At 65.3% G+C, this 17382-nt stretch carries 11 protein-coding genes and 2 tRNA genes; 9 read left to right on the forward strand and 4 right to left on the reverse strand.

What is annotated here, in order from left to right:
- Positions 1–113: 113 nt before the first annotated feature.
- The 8 genes from mnmC (at position 114) to ACGLHR_RS35965 (ending at position 11338) form a co-directional block, all read left to right on the forward strand.
- Positions 114–2165, forward strand: a complete 2052-nt coding sequence (gene mnmC, locus ACGLHR_RS35930) for a bifunctional tRNA (5-methylaminomethyl-2-thiouridine)(34)-methyltransferase MnmD/FAD-dependent 5-carboxymethylaminomethyl-2-thiouridine(34) oxidoreductase MnmC (protein WP_400099923.1) — start codon at positions 114–116, stop codon at positions 2163–2165.
- Between the two features lie 236 nt (positions 2166–2401).
- Positions 2402–3763 carry a trigger factor gene (gene tig / locus ACGLHR_RS35935; RefSeq protein WP_318233302.1) on the forward strand — a complete coding sequence of 454 codons (1362 nt, stop codon included), beginning with the start codon at positions 2402–2404 and terminating at the stop codon, positions 3761–3763.
- Between the two features lie 73 nt (positions 3764–3836).
- The gene (clpP, locus tag ACGLHR_RS35940; RefSeq protein WP_017224974.1) at positions 3837–4487 is read left to right on the forward strand and encodes an ATP-dependent Clp endopeptidase proteolytic subunit ClpP; all 651 of its coding nucleotides are present in this window, start codon (positions 3837–3839) and stop codon (positions 4485–4487) included.
- 250 nt (positions 4488–4737) lie between these two features.
- Positions 4738–6012, forward strand: a complete 1275-nt coding sequence (gene clpX / locus ACGLHR_RS35945; RefSeq protein WP_043345921.1) for an ATP-dependent Clp protease ATP-binding subunit ClpX — start codon at positions 4738–4740, stop codon at positions 6010–6012.
- A 249-nt stretch (positions 6013–6261) separates the two neighbouring features.
- On the forward strand, positions 6262–8673 hold the full coding sequence (gene lon / locus ACGLHR_RS35950; protein ID WP_400099925.1) for an endopeptidase La: 2412 nt from the start codon (positions 6262–6264) through the stop codon (positions 8671–8673).
- Between the two features lie 273 nt (positions 8674–8946).
- Positions 8947–9022, forward strand: a tRNA-Val gene (locus ACGLHR_RS35955).
- 55 nt (positions 9023–9077) lie between these two features.
- Positions 9078–9154: transfer RNA gene (locus ACGLHR_RS35960), tRNA-Asp, on the forward strand.
- A 234-nt stretch (positions 9155–9388) separates the two neighbouring features.
- Entirely contained in the window at positions 9389–11338 is a 1950-nt protein-coding gene (locus ACGLHR_RS35965; protein WP_400099911.1) for a SurA N-terminal domain-containing protein, read from the forward strand.
- A 513-nt stretch (positions 11339–11851) separates the two neighbouring features.
- Here the strand turns inward: ACGLHR_RS35965 and ACGLHR_RS35970 are convergent.
- The gene (locus ACGLHR_RS35970; RefSeq protein WP_400099913.1) at positions 11852–12526 is read right to left on the reverse strand and encodes an arylesterase; all 675 of its coding nucleotides are present in this window, start codon (positions 12524–12526) and stop codon (positions 11852–11854) included.
- Here ACGLHR_RS35970 and ACGLHR_RS35975 point away from each other — a divergent pair.
- Positions 12525–13223 carry an ABC transporter ATP-binding protein gene (locus tag ACGLHR_RS35975; protein ID WP_267602271.1) on the forward strand — a complete coding sequence of 233 codons (699 nt, stop codon included), beginning with the start codon at positions 12525–12527 and terminating at the stop codon, positions 13221–13223. The two genes, ACGLHR_RS35970 and ACGLHR_RS35975, sit on opposite strands and share 2 nt — an antisense overlap.
- An 11-nt stretch (positions 13224–13234) precedes the next feature.
- Here ACGLHR_RS35975 and pgi read toward each other — a convergent pair whose 3' ends face one another.
- From pgi to ACGLHR_RS35990, 3 genes are all read right to left on the reverse strand, one after another.
- On the reverse strand, positions 13235–14869 hold the full coding sequence (pgi, locus tag ACGLHR_RS35980) for a glucose-6-phosphate isomerase (protein WP_400099915.1): 1635 nt from the start codon (positions 14867–14869) through the stop codon (positions 13235–13237).
- Positions 14870–15109: 240 nt separating this feature from the next.
- A complete protein-coding gene (locus ACGLHR_RS35985; RefSeq protein ID WP_400099917.1) occupies positions 15110–16072 on the reverse strand; it encodes a DMT family transporter in 963 nt (320 codons plus the stop codon).
- On the reverse strand, positions 16069–17382 hold a 1314-nt coding region (locus ACGLHR_RS35990), incomplete at its 5' end, for an NAD(P)H-hydrate dehydratase (RefSeq protein WP_400099919.1). The genes ACGLHR_RS35990 and ACGLHR_RS35985, both read right to left, overlap by 4 nt.

Raw genomic sequence — 17382 nt, forward strand, 5'->3', positions numbered from 1 at the left:
TGGCGATTGCGATTGCGAGCGCCTTCGCCATCTTCCAGTCCCAACGCATTTCGCGTCTGACGCGCCCCCGCATTTCCCAATCTGCGGACCTTTGTCCCCTTGTCCCCTTGTCCATATTCCGCGCCTTAGAACCCGCCGAGCCCGCTTTTTCCGCTTCAGGCTCGCCCTACTCGCCGCGCTACGACGAGGTCTACCACGGTAACGCGGATGGCCTGGAGAGGGCCCGTCAAGTCTTCCTGGCCGGCTGCGGCTTGCCGCAGGCCTGGGGCGGGCGCGAGCAGTTCGTGATCCTGGAGGCCGGTTTTGGGCTCGGGTTGAACTTCCTGGCAACCTGGCAGGCATGGCGAGACGATCCCAGGCGTTGCCGGCGGCTCCATTTCGTGTCGGTGGAGAAGCATCCGTTTACCAGCGCGGGGCTTGCCGCGATGCATGCCAGCCTTGGCGCTCAGGCGGCGCTCGCGCCGCTGGCCGCCGAGCTGAGGGCCGCGTGGCCGCCGGCGTTGCCCGGCCTGCACCGGCTGGAATTCGAGGGCGGGGCGGTCGTGCTGACGCTGGCGTTTGGCGATTTCGATGCCGTGCTGCCGCGGCTGGTGCTGGGTGCGGATGCCTTCTACCTGGACGGCTTTTCGCCGGCGCGCAATCCCGATATGTGGCAGCCGCAACTGATGAAGCGCCTGGCCCGGCTGGCGCGCCCGGAGGCCACGCTGGCCACACATGTGGCGGACAGCGCCTTCCAGCGGGGTTTGCAAGCAGCCGGCTTCGCGGTCGGTTCGGCCCCAGGATCTGGCGGCGCGCCGCCGATGACCGTGGCGCGCTTTCCTGTCATGCGCGGCACGCGGCGGCAGCCGCCGCCGTGTGCCGCGGCCTGGCCCGAGCGGCACGCGATCGTCATCGGCGCTGGCCTGGCCGGCTGCGCGGTCACCGAGCGGCTGGCCGCGCGTGGCTGGCGCGTGACGTTGTTCGATGCCCACGAGGGCCCGGCGCAGTTGACCTCGGCCCACCGCGCCGCCGCCATGCATCCGCATTTGTCCTCGGATGACAGTGTCCTGTCGCGCTTGTCGCGGGCCGGCAACCTGCAGTCCCTGCGGACCTGGGCGGCGCTGGCGGCGGCGGGACATGCGCCCGGCTGGCAGGGCTGCGGCGTGCTGCAGACCGGCGCGGGCGAGGAGGACGCGGGCATCCAGCAGGCGGCTCTCGCCGCCTTGGGCTTTCCGGAGGCGTTCGCGCGCTGGATGAGCGCCGAGGAAGCCGCCAGCCGGCATGGCGCGCCGGTACCCCACGGCGGGCTGTGGTTTGGGCAGGGCGGCTGGGCGCCGCCGCCCGAGATCTGCCGCGCGCAGCTGGCGCAGGCCGCGGCGGCGGTAACGGCGCGCTATGGCAGCCGGGTGGCACGGCTGGCGCGTGTCGCGGATGGCTGGCAGGCGCTGGACGAGGCGGGCGCGGTGCTGGCCGCAGCGCCGGTGGTGGTGGTGGCCAACGCGCACGAAGCGCTGCGCTTGCTTGCGCTGCGCCATATGACGATCGACCGGGTGCGCGGCCAGCTCACCACGCTGGAGCCGGCGGCGCTGGCACGCCTTGGCGAATGGCCCGATTGCGTGGTCACCGGCACTGGCTACCTGCTGCCGCGCGCGGCGGACGGCACCGCGCGCATCGGCTCCAGCTACGAGCCGGATGGGCAGGATGCCGGCGCGCTGGACGAGCGCCCTGAAGTGCACGCCGAGAACCTCGCCCGGCTGGCCGCTTTGCTGCCCGCGCTTGCCGGCGCGGCCGCCAGCCTGGATCCGGCAACGCTCACAGGCTACGTTGGCGTGCGCAGCGTCTCGCACAACCGCCTGCCGCTGATCGGCCGCGTGGCCGACGAGGCCCAGGCGGCGCGGGACGCCGCCGCGCTCAGCGGGGCGCGCCTAAGGGATATCCCTCGCCTGCCGGGGCTGTACGCGGCACTTGCATATGGCTCGCGCGGCCTCACATGGGCCGCATTGGGGGCGGAATTGCTGGCCAGCCAGATCGAAGGGGAGCCATTGCCGCTCGAACTCGAGCTGGCCGAGGCCATCGATCCGGCGCGGCTGCTGGTGCGTGCCTTGCGCCAGGGGCAGGTGGCGAGCGGTGCAGGCGACGCTGGCGGTGAAAGCGGCGATGTGCCCGCCGAGCCGGTTCCCGGGTAAAAACTGCCGGAACCGAATGAAAACCGTGCGATAATCCCCGTTTTCCGTTTGCGTGGACCTGCGCCTGCGGATGCTCTGGAAACGCCATTTTCTTGCGCGTGTCCTGCGTCCGATTCGGTTTGCGCGGGTTCGCGTGCCGGGTATCGGCATTTGCCGTCGCTTTGCCTGTGTCTTCTCGGGCACGCGAGCGGGGTGCGCTCACGAACACAACAACACTCTGGATTGGATCAACGACCATGTCGAATGTCATTGAAAACCTTGGCAAACTGGACCGCAAGGTGACCCTGGCCATTCCCAAGGCCGAAGTCGAAAAGGAAAAGCTGGAACGTCTGGTTCGCCTGTCGAAGACGGTGAAGATGTCCGGTTTCCGTCCCGGCAAGGTACCGATGAAGATGGTCGAGAAGCAGTACGGCCAGCAAGTCGAGTTCGAAGTGCGCTTCGACAAGGCTGCCCGCAAGTTCTTCGACATCACCAAAGAACAAGACGTGAAGGTCGCCGGCCAGCCGAAGTTCGAAGTCAAGACCGACGGCGTGAGCGAAGACGAAGTGGCCTTCGACGCAACCTTCGAGGTCTATCCGGAAGTCAAGCTGGGTGACCTGGCTGGCGCCGAAGTGACCCGTACCAAGACCGAAATCACCGATGCCGAAGTCGACAAGACCATCGACATCCTGCGCAAGCAGCGCGTGCACTACCACACCCGTGGCGAAGCCGGCGAGCACGGCGACGGCGGTGCGGAAGTGGCCGCCCAGAATGGCGACCGCGTGACCCTGGACTTCGTTGGCAAGATCGACGGCGTGGAATTCCCCGGTGGCAAGGCTGACGACTTCGGCTTCGTGCTGGGCGAAGGCCGCATGCTGCCCGAGTTCGAGCAAGCTGCACTGGGCCTGAAGGTTGGCGAGAGCAAGACCTTCCCGCTGGCGTTCCCCGAGGACTATCACGGCAAGGACGTGGCCGGCAAGACTGCCGAATTCACCGTCACGCTGAAGAAGATCGAGTGGGCGCACCTGCCGGAAGTCAACGACGAGTTCGCCAAGTCGCTGGGCGTCGCCGACGGCAACGTCGACAAGATGCGCGCCGACATCCGCGAAAACCTGGAGCGCGAAGTCAAGCGCCGTACGCACGCCATGCTGAAGGACCAGGTCATGGACGCGCTGCTCAAGGCGAGCGAGCTGGAAGTGCCGAAGGCCCTGATCGAGCAAGATCAGGAGCGCCTGGTGGAAATGGCCCGTCGCGACCTGGAACAACGCGGCATGCCGAACGCCAAGGACATGCCCATCCCGGCCGAAATGTTCACGCAGCAAGCTGAGCGCCGCGTCAAGCTGGGCCTGATCCTGGCCGAGATCGTCAAGGCCCACGGCCTGGACGCCAAGGCAGACCAGATCAAGGCCGAGATCGAAGACTTCGCCAAGAGCTACGAAGACCCGAAGGAAGTCATGCGCTGGTACTACGGTGACCAACAGCGCCTGGCCGAGATGGAGGCCTACGTGCTTGAAAACAACGTGGTAAATTTCGTGTGCGACAAGGCCAAGGTCACCGACAAGACGGTGTCCTTCGAGGAACTGACTGCCGAAGGCAACAACCAGCCTCAGCAGGCCTGAGCCTGGCCCGTGGCCGGGGCGCATGGCGCGCCGGCCGCAGCCTTGTCTCTTACCGAACTCCAGGAGAACTTGCATGACCCGCAATGATTTGCTTGACCGTCTGGCCACCACGCAGGCCTCCGCCCTGGAAACGCAGGGACTGGGGCTGGTGCCGATGGTGGTTGAGCAGTCCGGTCGGGGCGAGCGCGCCTATGACATCTATTCGCGCCTGTTGAAGGAGCGTTTGATTTTCATGGTCGGCGAAGTCAACGACCAGACCGCTAACCTGGTGGTCGCCCAGTTGCTGTTCCTGGAAAGCGAGAATCCCGACAAGGACATCTCGCTCTACATCAACTCGCCGGGTGGCTCGGTGTCGGCTGGCCTCGCCATCTACGACACCATGCAGTTCGTCAAGCCGGACGTGGCCACGCTGTGCATGGGCATGGCTGCCAGCATGGGTGCATTCCTGCTGTCTGCCGGCGCCAAGGGCAAGCGTTCGGCGCTGCCCAACTCGCGCATCATGATCCACCAGCCGCTGGGCGGCGCGCGCGGCCAGGCCTCGGACATCGAGATCCAGGCCCGCGAGATTCTGTACCTGCGCGAGCGGCTCAACACGATCCTGTCGGAAGTCACCGGCCAGCCGGTCGAGAAGATTGCCCGCGATACCGATCGCGACAACTTCATGAGCGGCGAACAGGCAGTGGACTACGGCCTGATCGACAAGGTGCTCGCTCGCCGTAGCTGACAGGCCGGCCTGGCTGCCAGCACGGCGGGCCGGGCAGGTGCCGCTCGACGATGCCTCCGGGTGTCGTGGGCCGGCCCCGGAATGAAGAAGGCTATACAGAAACGAGGCCTTGTGCCTCGTTTTTGCTTTTGCCCCACAGCGTGGGGGTCCTACCCGCCGCGCCAAATTTTTTGGCGTATGATGCGTTTGAAGCGTATCCCCGCAGCGCCTTGGCACTGCGGCACGCACACTGCTAATGTGACTGATTCCTATGGCGGATAAAAAAGGTTCATCCAGCGAGAAGCTCCTTTACTGCTCGTTCTGCGGCAAGAGCCAGCACGAGGTAAAGAAGCTCATCGCGGGCCCGTCGGTGTTCATTTGCGACGAATGCATCGACCTGTGCAACGAGATCATCCGCGACGAGGCAGCCGCATCCGACAAGGACGCGGGAGCCACGGCCAAGTCCGATCTCCCCACCCCGCACGAGATCCGCGAAAGCCTGGATCAGTACGTGATCGGGCAGGAGCAGGCCAAGAAGATCCTGGCCGTAGCGGTGTACAACCACTACAAGCGCCTGAAGCACCTCGGCAAGAAGGACGACGTCGAGTTGTCCAAGAGCAACATCCTGCTGATCGGCCCCACCGGTTCGGGCAAGACGCTGCTGGCGCAAACGCTGGCGCGGCTGCTCAACGTGCCGTTCGTGATCGCCGATGCCACCACGCTGACCGAAGCCGGCTATGTCGGCGAGGACGTGGAAAACATCATTCAGAAGTTGCTGCAGAACTGCAACTACGAGGTGGAAAAGGCACAGCGCGGCATCGTCTACATCGATGAGATCGACAAGATCTCGCGCAAATCCGACAACCCGTCCATCACCCGCGATGTCTCCGGTGAAGGCGTGCAGCAGGCACTGCTCAAGCTGGTCGAAGGCACCATGGCTTCGGTGCCCCCGCAAGGCGGCCGCAAGCACCCGAACCAGGACTTCCTGCAGGTGGATACCACCAACATCCTGTTTATCTGCGGCGGTGCGTTTGATGGCCTCGAGAAGGTCATCATGCAGCGTTCGGACAAGACCGGCATCGGTTTTGCCGCGCAGGTGCAGAGCAAGGAAGAGCGCGAGGCCAGCGAAGTGCTGCCGCAGGTCGAGCCGGAAGACCTGATCAAGTTCGGGTTGATCCCGGAACTGATCGGCCGCCTCCCGGTAGTGGCTACGCTGGCCAAGCTGGACGAAGCCGCGCTGATGCAGATCCTGGTCGAGCCGAAGAACGCGCTCATCAAGCAGTACCAGAAGCTGCTGGCGATGGAAGGCGTTGAGCTGGAAATCCGCCCGGCCGCGCTGTCCGCGATTGCCCGCAAGGCAATCCGCCGCAAGACCGGTGCACGTGGCCTGCGTTCGATCCTCGAACAATCGCTGATGGATGTGATGTACGACCTGCCTAACTACAAGGGCGTGCAAAAGGTGGTGATCGATGAGAACACCATCACCGGGGACGCTCCGCCGTTGCTGATGTACGAGGAACAGCCTAAGGTGGCTGGTTCGAACTGACGCGAACGCCGGCGCTTATGACGATGCCAGGCCGGCAGCGAGTCCTGAGAGGCCGTTCGCGAAAAGCGAGCGGCTTTTTTTCTTCATTTTCGTAAAACGAAGGAGAGGAAACGGGGGTATGCTGTTTGGACGGGTCTTGCAAGTGCGGGGAGCAGCATTTTGCGACTAGCATCGAATCGCGTGCAAAGCTTGTCTTGCAATCGATTCATGAGACCCAATTTACGCCTAAATGACTGACTGGGGAAAATGATGTCCGGAACACAACTCCTCCCGGCTGAGCCGATTCACTTGCCACTGTTGCCGCTGCGCGACGTGGTGGTGTTTCCGCACATGGTGATCCCACTATTCGTGGGACGTCCGAAGTCCATCAAGGCGCTAGAAACTGCGATGGAGGCGGGCAAAAGCATCATGCTTGTGGCCCAGAAAACGGCGGCCAAGGATGAGCCGACCGCCGACGACCTCTATGAGGTAGGCTGCATCGCCAACATCCTGCAAATGCTCAAGCTGCCCGACGGCACCGTCAAGGTGCTGGTGGAAGGCACGCAGCGCGCGAATATCCGCGAAGTGAGCGAAGACGAATCGCACTTCATGTGCGAAGCCGTGCCCGTGCCGCCGGGTCCGGTCGAGACCGCCGAGACGGAGGCGCTGCGCCGCGCCATCGTGTCGCAGTTCGACCAGTACGTAAAGCTGAACAAGAAGATCCCGCCCGAGATCCTGACCTCGCTGTCGGGCATCGACGAGCCGGGTCGCCTGGCCGACACCATCGGCGCGCATCTGCCGATCAAGCTCGAGCAGAAGCAGAAGATCCTGGAGATGGTCAACGTCACGGAACGCCTGGAGAGCCTGCTGTCGCAGCTCGAGGGCGAGATCGACATCCTGCAGGTGGAAAAGCGCATCCGTGGCCGCGTCAAGCGCCAGATGGAGAAGAGCCAGCGCGAGTACTACCTCAACGAGCAGGTCAAGGCGATCCAGAAGGAACTGGGCGAAGGCGAAGAGGGCGCCGACCTGGAAGAACTCGACAAGCGCATCAAGGCTGCGCGCATGCCGAAGGAAGCCAAGAAGAAGGCCGACGCCGAATTCAAGAAGCTCAAGCTCATGTCGCCGATGTCGGCCGAAGCCACCGTCGTGCGCAACTACATCGACACGCTGGTCAACCTGCCGTGGCGCAAGAAGAGCAAGGTCAACAACGACCTCGCCAATGCCGAGCGCGTGCTGGACGAAGACCACTACGGCCTTGAGAAGGTGAAGGAACGCATTCTCGAGTATCTCGCAGTGCAACAGCGCGTGGATAAGCTGAAGGCACCGATCCTGTGCCTGGTAGGCCCCCCCGGCGTGGGCAAGACCTCGCTCGGCCAGTCGGTGGCGCGCGCCACGAACCGCAAGTTCGTGCGCATGGCGCTGGGTGGCGTGCGCGACGAAGCCGAGATCCGTGGCCACCGTCGCACGTACATCGGCTCGATGCCCGGCAAGATCCTGCAAAGCCTGGCCAAGGTCGGCGTGCGCAATCCGCTCTTCCTGCTCGACGAGATCGACAAGATGGGCATGGATTTCCGCGGCGATCCGTCGTCGGCCTTGCTCGAAGTGCTGGATCCGGAACAGAACCACACGTTCCAGGACCATTACATCGAGGTCGATTTCGACCTGTCCGATGTGATGTTCGTGGCGACCTCCAACTCGCTCAATATTCCGCCGCCGCTGCTGGACCGGATGGAAGTGATCCGCTTGTCGGGTTACACCGAGGAGGAGAAGGTCAACATCGCCCAGCGCTACCTGCTGCCCAAGCAGATCAAGAACAATGGTCTGAAGGTCGGCGAGATCGAAGTCAGCGAAGAAGCCCTGCGCGACATCATTCGCTACTACACGCGGGAAGCGGGCGTGCGATCGCTCGAGCGTGAAGTCTCGAAGATCGCCCGCAAGGTGGTCAAGCTGCTGCTGCTCAAGAAGGAATCGGGCACGGTCAAGGTGGCGTCGGAAAACCTGGACAAATTCCTTGGCGTGCGCAAGTACGACTTCGGCCTGGCCGGCAAGGAAAACCAGGTTGGCCAGGTCACCGGTCTGGCGTGGACGGAAGTGGGCGGCGACCTGCTGACCATCGAAGCCGCGATCATGCCGGGCAAGGGCAACATCACCCGCACCGGTTCGCTGGGCGACGTGATGAAGGAATCGGTCGAGGCAGCGCGCTCGGTGGTGCGCTCGCGGGCACGTCGTCTGGGTATTGCGGACGAGATGTTCGAGAAGCGCGACATCCACATCCACGTGCCCGAAGGCGCCACCCCCAAGGATGGTCCTTCGGCCGGCGGGGCGATGACCACGGCGCTGGTGTCGGTGCTCACGGGTATCCCGGTGCGCGCTGACGTGGCCATGACCGGTGAGATCACGCTGCGCGGTGAAGTCCTGCCGATCGGCGGCCTCAAGGAGAAGCTGCTCGCGGCGCATCGCGGCGGTATCAAGCTGGTGCTGATCCCCGAAGAGAACGTGAAGGATCTCGCGGAGATCCCGGATAACGTCAAGAACGCCATCGAGATCATCCCGGTGCGCTGGATCGACAAGGTCCTGGAACTCGCGCTCGAGCGCAAGCCCGAGCCGCTGGCGGAAGAAGTGGCCAAGCCTGCCGATGTGGCGGACAAGGGTGCTGCCCCGGTCGAGATGATTCATCACTGATCGGATGTCATCGCCGATGCTGCCGTAGTGTCCTGGCAGCCGATGAAAAACGCCGCGGGTGTCCCCCGCGGCGTTTTTCCATGCCGGGCGCACATTGCGCAGGGCGCAGGTGCTCGCAGGTGCTTTTGCAGGCGGTTAAAAATGGCTGCGAAGAATACTTGGCAAAACGCCAAGGGCTGTATTACACTTGCGCCCTCGCAACGCAAACAGCAGTAATTACTCTGATATGTGCGCGGCGATGCTTGCAGCATGCAGTGCGGCTGCGGTACGAGCGGGTGCTTAGCTCAGTTGGTAGAGCGGCGCCCTTACAAGGCGTAGGTCGGGGGTTCGAGCCCCTCAGCACCCACCATCGCTCCTGCCGCAAGACAAGCCAGGCACGCAATGCATCCTGTAGCACCCATTCAGGAGTGGTAGTTCAGTTGGTTAGAATACCGGCCTGTCACGCCGGGGGTCGCGGGTTCGAGTCCCGTCCACTCCGCCAAACAAGCAGTCAGCAAAACGGGCCCTTAGTGGCCCGTTTTGCTTTTTGCACTCACATCTTTCGCTCCGCGCTTTTGATTAAACCGGCTCCGGCTCGCAGTGCCCCGGACCACCCGCCCCGCAAGGGCAGAAATGGCTCGCCAATTGCGCCGCAGGGTAGCAAATCGCGTGAAGCCTGCCGCTCCTGATAGAATCCCGTAGTTTGGCGTTCGTACAACCCTTTTCCTGAGTCAGCATGCTTGATTTCGTACGCAACAACCGGCGCTTGATGCTTTTGCTGCTGCTGGTGCTTGTCTTCCCGTCGTTCGTGTTCTTCGGCGTGGAGAGCTACTCGCGTTTCATGGATAGCTCGCATGACCTTGCCAAGGTCGACGGCCGCGCTATCACGGCGCAAGAAGTGGATAACGTGGTGCGTGACCAGAGCGAGCGCATGCGCCAGATGCTTGGCACGAACTACGACCCGCGCCAGTTCGAAGGCGCGCAGGCACGCCAGCAGGTGCTCGACCAGCTGATCATGCAGCGCGTGGTGGCGAATGAGGTGGCCAAGAAGCACCTGACCGTTTCCAACGAACGCCTGCTCGAGACGATCAGCAGCATTCCCGCCATCGCCCAGTTGCCGAAGAAGAAAGACGGCACGATCGACGACAAGGCCTACATTGACCTGCTGGCCCAGCAAGGCATGACGCCCGAGCAGTTCGACGCGCGCATGCGCTTCGACCTGGCTACCCAGCAACTCGGTACCTCGGTTGGCGCTACCGCCTTCGTGCCGAAGGCTCTGCTGGACCGGCTGATCGCCATTCGCGACCAGCTGCGCGACGTGCAGGCGCTGCAGGTCAAGCCGGCCGATTTCGCCGTCAAGGTCACTCCGGATGACGCTGCGCTGAAGGCGTACTACGAAAGCCACAAGGCACAGTTCTCGGTGCCCGAGCAAGCCAAGGTCGAGTACCTGGTGCTCTCCGCCGACGCGCTGGCCGCCTCGACGCCGGTCACGCCCGAAGAACTCAAGTCCTACTACGACAGCAACATCGCGCGCTTTCGCACCGACGAGCAGCGCCGCGCCAGCCACATCCTGATCGGCTCGCCCAAGGAAGCCCCGGCAGCCGAGCGCCAGGCCGCCAAGGAAAAGGCCACCAAGCTGCTCGAGGACCTGCGCAAGCATCCCGAGACGTTTGCCGACGTGGCCCGCAAGCAGTCGCAGGACCCGGGCTCGGCGGAGAAGGGCGGCGACCTCGGCTTCATGGGCCGTGGCGCGCTGGTCAAGCCGTTTGAAGACGCGATGTACGCGCTCAAGGATGGTCAGATCAGCGACGTGGTCGAGACCGACTACGGTTATCACATCATCAAGCTCACCGGCATCAAGCCGGCCGAGACCAAGCCGCTTGAGCAGGTCCGTACCGAGCTGGAAGTGGAGCTGCGCAAGCAACTCGCCGCCAAGAAGTACGCCGAACTGGCGGATGCTTTCGGCAATTCGGTCTACGAACAGTCCGACAGCCTCAAGCCGGCCGCCGACAAGTTCAAGCTGACGATCCAGGGCGCCGACAACGTGACCCGCCAGCCGAACCCGGCCCTGGGCGCGCAAAGCCCGCTCAACAACGAGAAGCTGCTCAAGGCCCTGTTCAGCGACGAGTCCGTCAAGAACAAGCGCAACACCGAGGCCGTGCAGGTTGGCCCCACCACGCTGGTGGCGGCGCGCATCGTCGACTACCGCCCGGCCACCGTGCGCAAGTTCGAGGACGTGCAGGCCAAGGTGCGTGAAGGCTATATCGCGCAGCAGGCAGCCGAGCTCGCCGCCAAGGCAGGTGCGGAGCGTCTCGAAGCGCTGAAGAAGAGCGGCGGCGCCGAAGGCTTCGGCGCCGTGGTGACGGTCTCGCGCGCCAAGGCCGATGGCCTGCCGCCGAAGGCAGTCGAAACCGTGATGCGTGCCGACACCGCCAAGCTGCCCGCCTATGTTGGCGTGGATCTGGGCACCGACGGCTACGCGATCTATCGCATCGGCAAGGTCAGCCAGCCTGCGCAGGCAGACGCCGCGCAACGCCAGGGCGAGGCACAGCAACTCGGCCAGATGGTCGGCCAGAGCCAGCTGGAAGCCTTCTACGAAAGCCTGAAGGACCGTGCCAAGGTGAAGCTGCTCAAGCCCGCCACCACCACGGAAGCCGGCGCTGCCAGCGGCGCTGGCGCGCAGTAAAGCTGCTGCTCGCAGCCACAAGGAAAAAGGCGCCTTCGGGCGCCTTTTTCTTTCTTACAAAGCTGAGGCACTAGCCGAAGCCACCATACGGGCCAAAGCCGAGCGCCATGACGACGGCTGTTTGCTCCCTCCCCTCAGGGGGCGAGGGGAGCAAACCGGCGGGAATAGTGAGCCATTCGGTGTAGCCGTGATTTCTGCCCCTAGGCGGAAATCACCCACGCGCGATGCGAAGCGAGCCGTCAAGGTTTTCATCTCCCGTTATGGGGCGAGGAGTCTTTCGCCCCATCCGGGTCGTCTTCTTTGCCTACTTTCTTGGCGAGACAAGAAAGTAGGTCGCCTCCCCGCAGGGGAGGTGAAACTGCCTTTGACTTTGACGTTAAGCAGTTGAATTTACAGTGAAACAGCACGGATGGTGAACAAGCATCGCAGATCCGGCTTTGTCAGCAGTCTGAGGCGCCTTCTGGCGGCTTTTTCTTTGTCCGCGTCACACGCGGCGCGGCACGTCGCGCGCGCTCAGCGCCCGGCTGTGCTGGCCGCCGCCGGCACCTTCAGCAAGGGCTTGAGCTGCGGCCAGACGGTATCGAGCAGCGTGCCCTGCGCCTGCGCCGTGGGATGGATGCGGTCCGCCTGGAACCACTCGGGCTTGGCGACCACCTGCTCCAGCAGGAAGGGCACCAGCGGGACCTTGTACTCGCCAGCCAGCTTGGGGTAGAGCGAGAAGAATCGCTCGGTGTAGTCAGGCCCGTAATTGGGCGGGATCCGCATGCCCACCAGCAGCACGCCGGCCTTGGCTTGCTGCGCGCTGGTGACGATGCTGCGCAGGTTGGCCTCGGTGGTCTGCAGGGGCAGGCCGCGCAAGGCATCGTTGGCGCCAAGTTCCACGATGACCAGCGCCGGATGGTGCCGCGTCAGCAGGTCGGGCAGGCGCGTCTTGCCGCCCACCGTGGTCTCGCCGCTGATGCTGGCATTCACGACGTTATAATCGAAACGCTCCGCCCGCAGCCGGGCCTCCATCAGCTTGACCCAGCCAGCATCGCGGGCCAGGCCATACTCCGCGGACAGGCTGTCGCCCAGCACCAGGATCACGGGCGTTGCCGCACGCGCCATCGAGGCCGCAGCCGGCAACAGCGTAGTCACGCACACCGCCAGCGCCAGTTTTCGCCAACCGCACCAGAACTTCTTGCTCATGTCTTCATCCATTCTTGCAGTCGAGTCATTAGGAAAGACCGTAGCCGACACGACAGGTTCGCTGACGATTTTGCACGATGTGTCGTTTTCCGTCTCGCCCGGCGAAACGCTGGCCATTGTCGGCGCATCCGGCTCGGGCAAGTCAACCCTGCTGGGCTTGCTGGCAGGCCTGGACCTGCCCACCACGGGCACCGTCAAGCTCAACGGGCAGGACCTGTTCCAGCTCGACGAAGACCAGCGGGCAGCCCAGCGCGGGCGCCATGTGGGCTTTGTGTTCCAGTCGTTCCAGCTGGTCGGGCACCTGAGCGCCCTGGAAAACGTCATGCTGCCGCTGGAGCTGCGTGGAGAAACCGCCGGCGTGCGCGAGCGCGCCGCCGACATGCTGGCCCGCGTGGGGCTGAGCGGGCGCCTTTCCCACTATCCGCGCACGCTCTCCGGTGGCGAGCAGCAGCGTGTGGCGCTGGCGCGGGCCTTTGTGGCCCGCCCCGATATCCTCTTTGCCGACGAGCCCACCGGCAGCCTGGATACGGCCACCGGCGAGGCCGTGATTGCGCTGATGTTCGAGCTGAACCGCGATGCCGGTTCCACCCTGGTGCTGGTCACGCACGATCGCTCCGTGGCGGCCCGCTGCGGGCGCATCCTGACCATCGACGCCGGCCGCGTTGCCAGCGACGAGTGGATGACCGCGCCGGTTTAAGACAGTTTCCGTCAGGCGCTGCCGAGCACCGTGCGCGCGCGCGCAATCAGGCTGCCAGTCGAGGCATCGTGCTGCCCGGCCGCCGCTTTGGCCGCATCGGTCAGCTCGCCCTCGATCGGCTTGGCCAGGATCTTGCCGAGCTCCACGCCCCATTGGTCGAACGAGTTGATGTTCCAGACCACGCCTTGCACGAAGGTGCGGTGCTCGTAAAGCGCGATCAGTGCGCCGAGCGTGTGCGGCGTGATGTCTTGCATCAACAGCGTATTGCTCGGCCGGTTGCCCTCGAACACCATGTGGGCGATACGGGTCTCGTCGGTCAGGCCGGTGGCGCGCAGCTCCTCGGCCGTGCGCCCGAGCATCAGTGCCTCGGCCTGGGCAAAGCAATTGGCGAGCAGCTTGGCGTGATGGCCGGGCAGCAGGCGCGGCGGGCGCAGCGGCGCCACGAAATCCACCGGCACGATCTGCGAGCCCTGGTGGATCAGCTGGAAATAGGCGTGCTGGCCGTTGGTCCCGGCGGAGCCCCAGACTACCGGCGCGGTATGGGCGCGCACGTGGCGGCCGTCCAACTGCACCGATTTGCCGTTGCTCTCCATTTCCAGTTGCTGCAGGAAGGCGGGGAACAATTCGAGCGAGGTGGAGTACGGCGCCATGCAACTGGTCGGCATGCCGAAGAAGTTGCGGTACCAGATACCGAGCATGCCCAGCACCACCGGCATGTTCTGCGCCAGCGGCGCGCTGCTGAAATGCTCGTCCATGGCGCGGCCACCGATCAGCAGGTCCTCAAACGCATCGAAGCCTACCGCCAGCGCGATCGACAGCCCGACCGAGGACCACAGCGAGAAACGCCCGCCGATCCAGTCCCAGAATTCGAACATGTGCGCCGGGTCGATGCCGAAGGCGCGCACCGCCTCCACATTGGTCGACACCGCGGCAAAATGGCTGGCCAGCTGGTCCTGGGCCACGCCTTTGTCGAGGAACCACTGGCGCGCGCTGCAGGCGTTGGCCATGGTCTCGAGCGTGGTGAAGGTCTTGGAGCAGACGATCACCAGGGTCTGCTCGGGGTCGAGCCGGTCCAGGCACTCGGCCAGTTCGGTGCCGTCCACGTTGGAGACGAAATGCATGCGCGGGCCGTTGCCGGCCAGGTGCGAGAGCGCGCGGCACACCATGCGCGGGCCCAGGTCCGAGCCGCCGATGCCGATGTTGATGACGTCGGTGATGCGCTTGCCGGTGGCGCCGGTCCAGTCGCCGCTGCGCACGCGCTCCGAGAACACGCGCATGCGGTCCAGCACGGCGTGGATGGCGGGCATGACGGGCTTGCCGTCCACCTTGAACGTCGCGCCGGCGCCGGCGCGCAGCGCGATGTGCAGGACCGCGCGGTCCTCGGTGGCGTTGATGTGGTCACCGGCAAACATGGCATCGCGGCGCTTCGGCACGCCGGCTTCATCCGCCAGTTGCATCAGCAATGCCATGGTCTGCGGCGTGATGCGGTTCTTGGAGTAATCGAGGTACAGGCCTGCGGCTTCCAGCGAGAACTGCTCGACGCGTTGTTCTGCGGAGCCGGCGGCAAACCACTCGCGCATTGGCGTTTCGCGAATGGCGTCATGGTGTTGCAAAAGAGAGTGCCAGGCGTGGAGGTCTGTGGGCATGCGTGCGGGATTCTCTAAGGAAAGCAAGGTCAGCGAGGGCAGTCGGGACTGACCGTTTCAAGCTGAAGTCGGGCATTTCCGGACCGGCGGTCGCGGGCAGTTCGAGTATAACGCGACCGCACGCCCAGCTTCAGGATTTGGCGGCAATACATGGCATTCATGCCAATAAAGGCAACAATAACAGGGTGCGTTCGCGCCAGGTATCGGCGGTGTTCTGACACCTGGAACATGGCACCACCATCAGCCCGCCCGCCCAAGCCGGCGCGCGACCGCCCGCAGCGCCGACTCGCCCCCCGCCACGCACAGGCCACCCACGCAGATCACCGCCACGCCGAGCGCGGTGATCCAGTCCGGCAGCTGGCCGAACGCCAGGTAGCCGATGGTCGTCGCCGACAGGATCTGCAGGTAGAGGAAGGGGCTGAGAAATGACGCGTCGGCGTATTGGAACGCGCGAATCACAAAATAGTGGCCAATCGAGCCGGTGATGCCGGTGCTCAGCAGGAGCACGGCTTGCAGGGGCGTGGGTGCCGCTTCGAACCAGAAGAAGGGCACCAGCAGGGTGGTCAGGGCCGCGCCGGTCACACCGCTCTGGATCAAGGTGGTCATGGGTGCGTCATGCGCGGCAATGCGCCGCGTCAGCATCTGCATCAGCGCGAACACCAGTGCCGACAACAAGCCCAGCGCAATGCCGGCCCCGCTCAGCTCCCCGCCCGGGCGCACCACGATCAGCATGCCGACGAAGCCGATGGCCACGCCGCTCCAGCGGCTGACGCGCGCATGTGCGCTCGGGCGCTCGCCCAGCAGCCAGGGCGACAACGCCACCACGAACAGCGGCGCGCAGAAATTCAGCGCCGTGGCCTCGGCCAGCGGCATCAGCTTGAGCACGCTGAAGAACACCAGCGTCGAGACCAGCATCATCCCCCCGCGCATCCACTGCAGGCCCGGTTTCATGTGGCGCCATTGCTGGCGGAAGCGCGCCGGCCCCAGCAGCAGGAAAATGGCGACCACATGGCCCACATAACGTACCCAGGCCACGCCCACCACCGGCAGGCCCTGCTGGGTCAGCGTCTTGCTGCTGGCGTCCAGCAGGCTGAGGATCCATTGGCCGAGCACCAGCAGGGCAACGCCGGTGAGCAGCTGGCGCCGTGCCGGCGAGGCGTTGGCCGCCTGCAGGCGGGTGCTGCCATCGGTGGCCTTGTTCATGCTCGCTGCGCCCGCAGCAGGGCATTGAACAGGTCGCGCACCGGCAGGTAGAGCTCGCTTGCGGTCAGGCCCGCGGGGCCGGTGCCCTGCGCCACCAGGTGGTCGGCGGCGCGCCCGTGCAGCCAGACCGCGGCCTGCGCGGCCTGCAGCGCCGGCATGCCCTGGGCCAATAGCGCGCCGATCATGCCGGCCAGCACGTCGCCGGTGCCGGCGGTGGCCAGCCCGGCGTTGCCGGTGGGATTGATCGACAGTGACACGCTGGCGCCGGCATCCGGCGGCGACGCGATCACCGTGCCCGAGCCCTTGAGCACGACCACGGCCTGCCATTGGGCCGCGAGCGAGCGCGCCGCCGCCAGGCGGTCGCGCTGGATCTCGGCCACGCTGATGCCGGACAGGCGCGCGGCTTCGAGTGGATGCGGCGTCATCACGCGCACCGGCGGCCCGCCGGCAAGCATGGCGGCAAGCGCGGGATCCGCGGCCAGCAGGTTCAGCGCATCGGCATCGAGCACCAGCGCGGGCGGCTCGGTGGCGCCCGCGCTGGCATGCAGCAACTGCGCCAGCTGCTTGCGCGCCGCGGTGCCGGTGCCCATGCCCGGGCCGATCACCAGCGCGGACATGGCGGTCAGCTCGATATCCGCGATCGGGTGCAGCATCAGCTCCGGATGCACGAGGTCGAGCAGCGGCGCGGGCTGCGCCAGGAAGGCGATGTGCACGCGCCCGGCGCCCAGGTGCTGCGCGGCACGCGCGCCAAGCAGCGGCGCGCCGGTCATGCCGATGCCGCCGCCGACCACGGCCAGCGAGCCGAACGTGCCCTTGTTGGTGCCATGGCGCCGCGCGGGCAGCGCCGCGGCAAATGACGCCGGCACGTTCACCGTGGCGCAGGCTGGCTGGGCCGGCGGGTAGAACAGCCCGAGCGGGGCGATATCGACCTCGCCCGCGCAATCGCGCCCGTCGAGCGTCAGCAGGCCCGGCTTGGCGCCGATGAAGGTGAGGGTGCGCAAGGCGCGCACCGCCGGCGCGCCGGCGCCGGTGTCGGCGAACAGCCCGCTCGGGATGTCGAGCGCGAACACCGGCAGCCGGGACTCGGCCAGGTGCGCGATCCACTGCGCGGTGAAGCCATCGGCGGCGCGATTCAGGCCAATGCCGAACAAACCGTCGACCAGCGCGCAAGTCTGCGGCGGAAACGGCGGCAGGCCGCCATGGCAGGCGGACTCGGCCACGGCCTGCAGCGCCACGCCGGCCGAGCGCGCCTCCTGCCACGCACGCCCGGCGTCGGCGGGCAGGCGATCGGGCTCGGCCGTCAGCCATAC

Origin of the sequence: Cupriavidus sp. CuC1, from assembly GCF_044627735.1 — a bacterium.
In the GTDB taxonomy this organism is placed as follows: Bacteria; Pseudomonadota; Gammaproteobacteria; order Burkholderiales; family Burkholderiaceae; genus Cupriavidus; species Cupriavidus ulmosensis.